General features: G+C 69.0%; 6 protein-coding genes and 1 pseudogene. All 7 read left to right on the top strand.

All coding sequences use genetic code 11. The annotated features are described in order from the left end of the window. Positions 1-178 precede the first annotated feature (178 nt). Positions 179-1,177 carry an ROK family protein gene (locus tag VM221_05515; protein ID HUT74280.1) on the top strand — a complete coding sequence of 333 codons (999 nt, stop codon included), beginning with the start codon at positions 179-181 and terminating at the stop codon, positions 1,175-1,177. Next, positions 1,174-1,359 (top strand): annotated as a pseudogene (locus VM221_05510) (NAD-dependent epimerase/dehydratase family protein). The gene VM221_05515 and the pseudogene VM221_05510 overlap by 4 nt, the downstream one beginning before the upstream one ends. A gap of 29 nt (positions 1,360-1,388) precedes the next feature. Next, entirely contained in the window at positions 1,389-1,910 is a 522-nt protein-coding gene (locus VM221_05505) for an NAD-dependent epimerase/dehydratase family protein (protein ID HUT74279.1), read from the top strand. Between the two features lie 299 nt (positions 1,911-2,209). Beyond that, positions 2,210-3,502, top strand: a complete 1,293-nt coding sequence (gene rpsA / locus VM221_05500; GenBank protein HUT74278.1) for a 30S ribosomal protein S1 — start codon at positions 2,210-2,212, stop codon at positions 3,500-3,502. Next, positions 3,499-4,110, top strand: a complete 612-nt coding sequence (gene coaE / locus VM221_05495; GenBank protein HUT74277.1) for a dephospho-CoA kinase — start codon at positions 3,499-3,501, stop codon at positions 4,108-4,110. The genes rpsA and coaE overlap by 4 nt, the downstream gene beginning before the upstream one ends. Before the next feature lie 240 nt (positions 4,111-4,350). Then, positions 4,351-6,357: a hypothetical protein gene (locus VM221_05490; GenBank protein HUT74276.1), complete on the top strand. Its 2,007-nt coding sequence runs from the start codon at positions 4,351-4,353 to the stop codon at positions 6,355-6,357. A 150-nt stretch (positions 6,358-6,507) separates the two neighbouring features. Then, the coding region (locus VM221_05485; protein HUT74275.1) for an Ig-like domain-containing protein at positions 6,508-9,710 on the top strand (3,203 nt) is incomplete at its 3' end.

Here is a 9,710-nt window from a genome sequence, read left to right as displayed (position 1 = left end):
GTCATCCCGAGCAACGCGAGGGATCCCCTACCGGGGTTGCTCGCGGCTGGAATCGCTGATCTTGCGCATCCCCGATAGGGGATTCCTCGGGCGCGTCGCTTCCTCGGAATGACATGCCCGAAGCTTTACGCATAATCTGGGACTAAGGTCTGACGGGATTTCCCGACGGAGGGATCGAATGTCCAAACCGGCGCCGAATCCGGACGCCCCGTACATCGCCGGGGTGGATGTCGGCGGCACCAATGTGCGCGCGGCGATCCTCGATCGCGAGGCGCATATCCTGGCGGAAGCGCGCCGCCCCGCGCTCGCCGAGCAGGGCATGGCCAAGACCCTGGAGCAAGTCGCCGACGCCCTGCGCGAGGCCATGGATCACCACGGCATCACCGCCAACGAGCTGGTGGGCATCGGCATGGGCGTGCCGGGGCGTCACGATTCCCCCCGCGGCGTCTGCATCTACTCCCCCAACTTCGCCAATGCCTACCACGTCGAGGTGACCCCACCCATCGAGAAGGAATTCGGCGTCGCCGCCTACATGCTCAACGACGTTAAGACCGCGACCCTGGGCGAGCACCGCTTCGGCGCCGGTCGGGGCGCGCGGCACATGGTCATGATCACCCTGGGCACCGGCATCGGCGGCGGCGTCATCAGCGACGGCGAGCTGCGCCTGGGCGCGACCGAGGGCTTCTCGGAAGTGGGGCACATGGTGATTGACGTGGAGGGGCCGGAGTGCGGCTGCGGCGACCACGGCTGCTGGGAGGCGCTGGCCGGGCGCGACGCCATCATCGAGCGCGCCGCGGTCAAGCTGCAGTCCGGGCGCGAGAGCACCCTCGCCGCGCGCATCGAGTTCGATGTCGCTCGCATCACGCCCGCGCTCATCGCCGAGTGCGCCGCGGAGGGAGACGACCTGTGCCGGGAGGTGCTGGCCGAGATCGGCCACTATGTCGGCGTGGGGCTCACCAACCTGATACAACTCTACAACCCCGAGGTGCTGGTCATCGGCGGGGGCATCGCTCGCGCGGGGGAGGCGCTGCTGGGCCCGGCGCGGCGCGCGGTCGCCGCTCGCGCGCGCATGGTGCCGGCCGCCACCGCGCGCATCGTCACCGCGGAACTGGGCGATGACGCGGGAGTGGTGGGGGCATCGGTGCTGGTGCTGCGCCGGGTGGAGCGCGGGGCATGAGAATCCTCGTCACCGGCGGCGCGGGGTTCATCGGCTCCCACATCGTGGACGCCTACCTCGGGCTCGGTCACGAGGTGGTAGTGGTGGTGGACGACCTCTCCTCGGGGCGCGCCGAGAACGTTAATCCCGCCGCCGCCTTCCACGGCCTCGACAAGTTCGCGGCCGAGCACCACCTGCGCCTGTTCCGCGAGCAAGGCGGCCCGACTACACCATCCTGCGCTACGCCAACGTCTGCGGCCCGCGTCAGGACCCTCACGGCGAAGCGGGGGTGGTCGCGATCTTCGCGCGCGCGATGCTGGGAGGGGGCATCCCCACCATCTTCGGCGACGGCGAGCAGCCCCGCGACTTCGTCTATGTCAGCGACGTCGTGCGCGCCAACGTGCTGGCGCTGGAGCGCGAAGTGCCGGAACCTCTCAACATCGGCATCGGCCGCCCGACTTCGGTCAACGCGATTTGCCAGGGCTTGGCGCGGCTGGCCGGGTGTGATCGTCCGCCGCGCTACGCGCCCGAGCGTCCGGGGGGAGGTGCGCCACATCCATCTCGCCTGCGCGCGGGCCCGACACGAGCTGGAATGGGAACCGCAGGTAGCGCTGGAGCAGGGCTTGGCGCAGACCGTTGCCCACTTCCGGGAGGGCGGCTGACCTCGACCTGCGCCGATAGCGAGCGCATCGCGCGACGCGGGAAGGAATCGAGGCTGGCGGCGCGGAAATCCTACAAAACAAGGATTCGATAGCCGACAAGCCGATGCGTAGTGCTCACGGCCCCGACTGCCTGCGTCCGAGTATCCCATCAGTGCACAAGACCACCTGACGTCGCCGCCTTCGCTGCCTGCATGGTTGTGGAATAATCGGGCCGTGGGACGGTGACGCGGCGGCGGCGCGCCGAGGGCGGTGGTCGGGTCGCTGGTGCGGATCAGCCGGCGCCGCGCGTCGAGTTTAGCCCGTGGAGGCCGCGGGAATACCAACTACGTCGCAGCGCCCGCGCGTTCTTGCGATGCCAAAGACGCGGCGGCCATGCGATCAGGAGACAATCATGTCGTGGACCAACGCAGAGCGGCCGCTGGACGATGCGGCCGCATCCGACAGTGAGAAGCCCGAGATGGACCTGCAGACCGAGAACGCCGGCTCACCTCCAGAAGCTGAAGTGCCGGCCCCCACCGAACCGAGCGGGCGGCCGCCGGATGCCGCCTACGACGAGACGATATCGCCCCTCAAGCAGGGAGACATCGTCAGCGGTCTGGTGGTGCACGTGGACAACCACGGCGCGCTGGTGGACGTGGGCACCAAGTCGGAGGGGATGATCCCGCTGGCGGACCTGGCGGGAGAGAACGGGGAGCCCGCGCAGCAGCTCGCGGTCGGGGATCGCATAGACGTTTACGTGGTGCGCACCGAGAACGCGGAGGGCGGCCTGGTGCTGTCCAAGCGCAAGGCCGACTACGAGAACGTGTGGCGGGGGGTGATCGAGGCCTACGAGACCGGCGCCACGGTGTCGGCGATGGTGACCGACCGCGTCAAAGGGGGGCTGGTGGTGGACCTGGGGCTGCGCGGATTCCTGCCCGCCTCCCACGTGGCGACGCGCAATGTGCGCGCGCTCGAGCGCTTTGTCGGGCAGTCGGTCAAGCTGAAGATCCTGGAGGTGGATCGGGGGCGCAAGCGGGTGGTGGTATCGCACCGGCTGGCGATGGAGGAGGAGCGCCAGCGCAAGCGCGAACAAACGCTGGCCATGCTGGAGGAGGGGCAAGTGCGCAAGGGCATGGTGCGGCGGGTGACGGACTATGGTGCGTTCGTGGACCTGGGGGGTATCGACGGCCTGCTGCACGTGACGGAGATGTCGTGGGCGCGGGTGCGTCATCCGTCGGATGTGGTCAAGCCGGGGGACAAGATAGACGTGCTGGTGTTGAAGTACGATCGGGAGCAGGACAAGGTGTCACTGGGCTTGAAGCAAATCCTGCCCGACCCCTGGCAGCACGTGGAGGAGCACTACGCCGTGGGCAGCACTGTCACCGGGCGCGTGAGCCGGGTGGTGCCGTTCGGCGCGTTTGTCCAACTGGAGGGCGGGATCGAGGCCATCATCCCCAACTCCGAGTTGACCGCGGCCAAGGGCGCCAAGGCGGAAGAAGTGTTGCGCGAGGACCAGGAGGTGCAAGCGAAGATCATCGCTCTGCGCCCCGCCGAGCGCCGCATGACCCTGAGCATCCGCCATGTGCAGCAGGACAAGGAACGCCGCCAACTGCGCGACTACATGGAGCAGCAGAAGGACGCAGGGCGGGTGACGGTCGCCGATCTGGTGGGCGACGTATTCTCCCAGCGGGAAGAGGAGGAATGATCGTCGTCGGGCTCACCGGCGGCATCGCCACCGGCAAGACCACGGTGGCGCAGTTGCTGCGGGAGCGGGGCGCGGCGGTCGTTGACACCGACGAGATCGCGCGCGAGGTGACGGCGCCGGGGAGCCCGGCGCTGAGCGAGATAGCGCAGGCCTTCGGGCCGCAGATGCTGACTGCGCAAGGGACCCTGGACCGGAAACGTCTGGGGTCTCTCGTTTTTGACGACCCGCAGGCGCGGCGGCGGCTGGAGGAAATCACGCACCCGCGCATAATACTGGAGATGCGCCGCCGCCTGGAGGCCCTGCGCCGCCGTAGGCGACCGCCGGCGCTAGCGGTCGCGGTGATACCGCTGCTCTACGAAGCGGGGGCGGAAAGCGAGGTGGACGTGGTGGTGGCGGTCACCGCGCCTGCCGAGCAGCAGGTGCGGCGCGTGATGGCGCGCGACGGGCTCACGCGCGAGCAGGCGCAAGCCCGGGTAGCGGCGCAGATGCCGGTGGAGGAGAAAGCCCGCCGGGCGGGTTTTGTCGTTGATGCCAGCGGCAGCCTAGAGGAAACCGCGAGGCAGGTGGCGAAGCTGTGGGGACGGCTGGTGAGCGCGGCAGGCGAGTGAACCTTTTGGCGGGCGCCAACGCAGGTTTACAATCCCCTGCCCCTATGGTAGAATGTGGCGCTATTCTGAACCCTCGGGCATGACATGGCGTCGAACAGCCGAGGCAGGAGGCCGCCGGTGGTGGCAGGCAGGCGAATCCCATCCCGGTCCGTTTTGCGTTCCCGAAATGACGACCTGCCCATGCCCCCCAGCACGGATTCTTCCGCGCACGCCAGGCGGCGAGGAGAGGAGTAAGTCAAGATGGGCACCATGAGCGTCGGCCGCGCCCGGATAACGGCGCTGGTCTTGGTCGGGCTAGGGATCGCTGCCGCGTTAGCGGCGCCGGTTCTGTGCACCGGGCGGGTGCGGGCGCAGGAGTCCGTCGCCTCCGCCCCCATGACTCCGGTGGCGGTCGTGGACTTCTTCAACCGCAGCGACTACGGGGGCGATGCGCTCGGGCGCGGCGCGGCAGATGCGCTGGCGCTGGCGCTGGACGAATCCAAGCGATTCACGCCCGTGCCGCGCTCCGAGGTCGAGCAGGCATTGAGCCGCCTGGGCTTCTCACTGCCGATGACCCGCCCCGCACAGGGCCGGCTGGCGGAGACGCTGGAGGTGCCGTTCGTCGCCTCCGGCACCATCAATGACCTGCACTTCGAGCAGACCAGAGAGGGCCGCGTGGCGGTGGCGGACGTCACCGTTGTGCTGCTGAGCGTCGACTCCGGCGAGTATACCAATGGCGCGCGGGTGCGACAGCAGTCCACGCCCAAGCCGGGATATGCCGCCGATAACGCGGCGCTCGCTGACGAGGCGCTGACCCTTGCCACCTACGATGCCGTGCGCACCATGATCAGCTACCGGTTCCCCGAGGCGACGGTGCTGAGCGGCACCCCGACCGATGTCTATCTCAACGCCGGCAGCAACTCCGGGCTCCGGGATGGTATGGAGCTGGTGATTCTGCGCTTCGGCGATAAGGTCGGGCGCGTGCGGGTCACCAGGGTTGAGCCAGAGTACGCCACCGCCGCCATCATCGCCAGCTACCGCGGCATCGCCGCCGGCGACAAGGCGCTGCCGGTGTTCGAGGCGCCGACCGCCGCTCAGGCGGTCGCGGTGCGGCGCCCCAAGGACCGCAACCAGCTCAGCAGCAGCCTGCTTGGCATGGCGGCTGCGGTCGGGATATTCGCCAGCTTGTACAACCACAGTCCGGCCGACGTCGCGGTGCCGGATGTCGTCGCCAGCTCCCTGTCCGACGCCACCGGCTCGGGGTCGGGCGGCATTCTCGTCACCTGGTCCCCGCCCGCGCACGAATGGCGCAGCGTTCGCCTCTACGAGATCTACCGCAACAATTTTTTCCTCTGGGTGCAGCCGGCGCAGCAGACCTTCAGCGGCAACGGCACGTTTTTCATTGACTCCTCGGACGCGATCCTCCCCGGCTTCTATACGATGAGCATGAGCATTACCCCGGAGACCGGCGAGATCAGTGAGTATAGCTTCGCCACGGCGGAGGAGGGCGACACCGCACCCGACCTCACCCCGGGTGAGAGCATTGGGATGTTGTTCGGCTATGACCCTCCGACGCCCGGCGAAGGCTACGTGTATCGTATCGTTGCGATCGTCGCTTCCGTTGAGTTCGCTCCTACCGGTACGACCACCACCCCAACCCCAACCACCACGCCTACGGCGAGCAGGACCGCCGCGCAGGTCACCGACGGCCGCTCCGCCAGCTCCGGCCGCCAGGCGCCGGAGCGCCAGTACTGGCTGCGCTTCTCGCCTTACGCGAACGGCTCGGGCGTGGCCACAGCTCTGGCCCGGCCGTCGCTTCTGTCGCCGGTGGCGGACGCAGCCGCGGACGATGCAAGCGCAGTGCGTTTCTCGTGGTCCGCGGTAGCCGGAGCCACCGAGTACGTGCTCCAGATCAGCCGCGACGTGCGCTTCCTGGCTGCCGGCACCAAGCAATATCCGGCCGGGGAAAGCATGGCGCCGGACGGCACGGAGATGTCCAGCGTCATCAACGTGGCGGCCGACTTCCCGCCTGCGCCCGGCGGTATGCCGACCGTGCTCTACTGGCGCGTCGGCGCACGCAACGCGCGCGATGCGGTGGCGCCGCGCACGGAGCCAGCGTTATTCCAGACCAATCCGCAGGACCAAGGGTACGTGTGGAGCACGCCCGCCTACACCACGTTCACCATATCCTCGTCCGTCGCCGCGGCCGCGGCTGCGGATGGCCATCGGGGGCCGAGGCCACTGCGGCCGCTGGGGCCGCGTCCCTAGCTGGAAACAGACGTCGAATGCGGGATCGAGCATACGGCCGGACGGGCGACGGCGCCCGTCCGGCGGAGTCCTTACCGGTGCCGGCGACAGCGTCATGCGGTAGGATGCCGGCTGGCGCACGGGGGAAAAAGGAGCGGAGGAGTCAAGGGGATGAGAAAGCTCACTGCGGCTCGGCTGGTCCGTGCCATGATCTGCTGCCTGGCAGTCGCAATCGTGGCACCGCTGCTGGCGACGCATGCCACCACTGCCCGCGCGGAGAGCGCTAAGCTCAAGGTCATCGTGCTGCCCCTGGCGGGTAACACCGAAGTCGGTGGGGCGGAGCTGGCCGAGCGCGTGTATCGCGCGCTGCGTGTGACCCTGGAGTCCTCCGGCCAGGCCACCATTGTCAGCCTGCGCCCGTCCACCCCATCGGTGCGTCGCGCCATTGATATTGAAAAGACCCTCGAGCCGAGCGACCTCGAGGTCAAGCCTCCGCTTGACCGCCAGCAGGCGGCGCGGCTGGGGCAGGCGCTCGGCGCCGACCTGGTGTTGTGGGGCAGTGTCGAGGAATACACCTACGACAAGGCCGCCAAGCAGGTGACGCTCGGCCTGACGCTGCAAAAGTTCGACGTGAGAACCAACGAGTCGAGCGCGGTCGCCGTCTCCGGCAGAAGTTCGAGCAGGATCGGGTTCGCCGCCGCCGAGGGTCCGCTGATGATGGAGGCGATGGATGACGCCGTCGGCAAGGCGGTCGAGGGGGTATTGGGAACCAAGGTCTCGGCGGTGACGGTTGCCCCGGCGCCGACCGCTCCGCAGCAGGTCAAGCGGGCGGACAAGACCTGGCAGACGCTGGGCGCGGTGATCGCCGCGGGAGCGCTGATTGCGCTTGCTAACAACGGTGGGGGCGGCGCTGCCGCCGCGGCGCCGGCGGCGAACGTCATAACCGCGGCCGCCGCCACCCCGACCGCCGACTCGGTGGCGCTGTCATGGAGCGTGGCGTCGGGCGCGACCGGCGTCGCCAGCTTCAATGTTTACCGCGCGGAGGTGGGCGGAGCATCGCGCATGGTGCGGCCGGCGCGCGCCGCGCACAGCCGCGTGCGCCTCACGCGCCAGGCCAGCGGATACTCTCTGCTCGCCAACGCGGGTCGCGCGGACCGCTCGTACAACGATTCGTCCGCCAATCCGGGAACGCTCTATGCGTACCGGGTGAGCACCGCGGTCGGCGCGGCGGAGTCACCCCCGGTGGACTTCATCAATGTCTATGAGCCGACGATCGAGGTCGGCCCCGCCTACCCGCGGCCGCCGGCGATGCCGACCGTCACCGCATTCATCAGCTCGATCGGTCTGCAGTGGAGCAAGAACCCGGAGCCCTTCATGGACTCCTACCGCATCTACCGCGCCACCTCCGGGAGCGGGCCGTGGAACAGCACGACCCTAGTGGGTGAGGTGGCGTCGAGCCAGGCGAGCTTCACCGACGCCGGGCCGCTGGTAGCGGGCACGACCTACTACTACGCCATCGGCGCGGTGACCGCGGCGACCGGCGTCAACGGGCGCATGGGCGCGGCGCGCCAGGTGCTGTTCGAGATCGGCAAGCCGGCCCCGCCGAGCAATGTTCGCGCTCAGCCGCGCGTCGAAGGCGTGTACCTGACGTGGGTCGCCAGCCCCGATCTCAGCGTTGACGGCTACAATGTCTATCGCGACGGCGCGCTGCTGACCGCCGTTTCCGGGCGCACCACGACCAGCCTCCTCGATTCACCGCTCGCCGCCGGCAGCTATGCTTACCAGGTCGCCAGCTTCGCCGGCACACCGCCGGTTGAGAGCAATCGCATCTCGGCGATACCTTCTCCCATCAGCCCGAGCTTGCCGCCCTCCAGCCTCGCCATTACGCCGCCGGCCGCAGTGGTGGCTAATGGCACCAGCACCACCGATGTCATCGCCACCGCGAGAGACAGCTCGGGGCAGCCGGTGCAGGGGGTGGAAGTGACGTTCTCCCTTAGCGGCGTCCAGCCGGGCGTCGAAGGCTCGCTCTTACGCCATCTCAGCTACATCTCCGGCTCCACGATCCTGGTGTCGTACGCCCAGGTGAAGGTGGCGACTCACGCCGACGGCACAGCGGGTGTGCGTTTCATGGCGGGCACCAACGCCGCGCTGACGCCGACCGTCACCGCCACCTGCGCAGGCGCGAGCGGCCAGCTCAGCGCCGGCGTTGACATCACGCTCGAGCAGCGCGTGCCCACCGCCGTGACGCTCACCGCCGAATCCCTCAATCTCGTCGGCGACGGCTTCAGCAGCACCACCTTGACCGCGACCGTCACCGACCAGGGCGGCGGCCCGTACGCCGGCCAGACGGTGACCTTCGCCAGCCAGAGTCCGGGCCTCGGCAACGTCAGCCCGGCGAGTGCGGACACCGGGGCCGACGGCACGGCCGCCACCACCCTCAGCAGCGCGGGGCCGGGCCAGTTCGGCAACTGCGTCGTCACCGCGACCGTAACCGGCCTGACGCCCGCGCAGGTGACCGTGCGCTTCGGCGCCGCCCCGCAGGTGACGGTCAGCGTGCAGCCGAGCGTGCTGCCGGCGGCCGGCATGGGCGCCAGCGCCCTCATCACCGCCACCGTCAAGTACATTGGGGGCGAGCCGGTGGGTAATGACACCGTCGTTCGCTTCAGCTTCGAGAGCGAAGAAACCATCAGCAACACCGGCGCGCGCATCGTCAGCGGGCGGGAGCGAGCGCTCACCCGCGACGGCACCGCCTACTCGACCATGTACAGCGCGGTTGACCTGGCCAACGGCGATTCCGACATCATCTGGGCCTGGATTGACCTCAACGACAACGGCGCCTGGGACGGGGCGTCGGAGACGCTGGGCAGCACGGTGGTCTCCTACACCGACCCGCCGTTCCGCATCACCGTCGCCGCCGAACCGCTCAGCATTTCCGCGGGCGGCTCCAGTGTATCCAAGATCGTGGCTGACGTGCGCACCCAGGTGCCCGATCCCAGCGGCGGCGGGTATCGGCCGGTGGCTGACGGCACGCTGGTGACCTTCTCCACCACCGCCGGGACCTTCGCCGACACCGCCACCGCCACCGCCAGCGGGCGCACCATCGGCGGCCTGGTGACGGTGTTCCTGAAGTCGGCGACGGCGGCGGGCGTCGCCAACGTCACCGCCACCGCCGCGCTCATCAGCGGCTCGGTGCAGGTGCAGTTCACCGCCCCCGTCAACACGGTGGTGCTGGTGTCCGCCACCCCCAGGACGCTGCAGGCCAACGGCACCGCCACCTCCACCATCCTGGTGCGCGTCACCGACAAGGCGGGGCAGCCGCTAGCGGACACGACATTGTCCCTGACTACCGACCTCGGTTCGCTCTCGGAGATCTC

The organism is Armatimonadota bacterium (assembly GCA_035527535.1).
Taxonomy (GTDB): Bacteria; Armatimonadota; Hebobacteria.
This window is presented reverse-complemented; position numbering and strand designations above follow the sequence as displayed.

What these genes read in the sequence shown, in the direction of transcription:
- VM221_05515 (HUT74280.1), top strand. Translation starts at nt 179, where the DNA reads ATGTCCAAACCGGCGCCGAATCCGGACGCCCCGTACATCGCCGGGGTG.
- rpsA (HUT74278.1), top strand. Translation starts at nt 2,210, where the DNA reads ATGTCGTGGACCAACGCAGAGCGGCCGCTGGACGATGCGGCCGCATCC.
- coaE (HUT74277.1), top strand. Translation starts at nt 3,499, where the DNA reads ATGATCGTCGTCGGGCTCACCGGCGGCATCGCCACCGGCAAGACCACG.
- VM221_05490 (HUT74276.1), top strand. Translation starts at nt 4,351, where the DNA reads ATGGGCACCATGAGCGTCGGCCGCGCCCGGATAACGGCGCTGGTCTTG.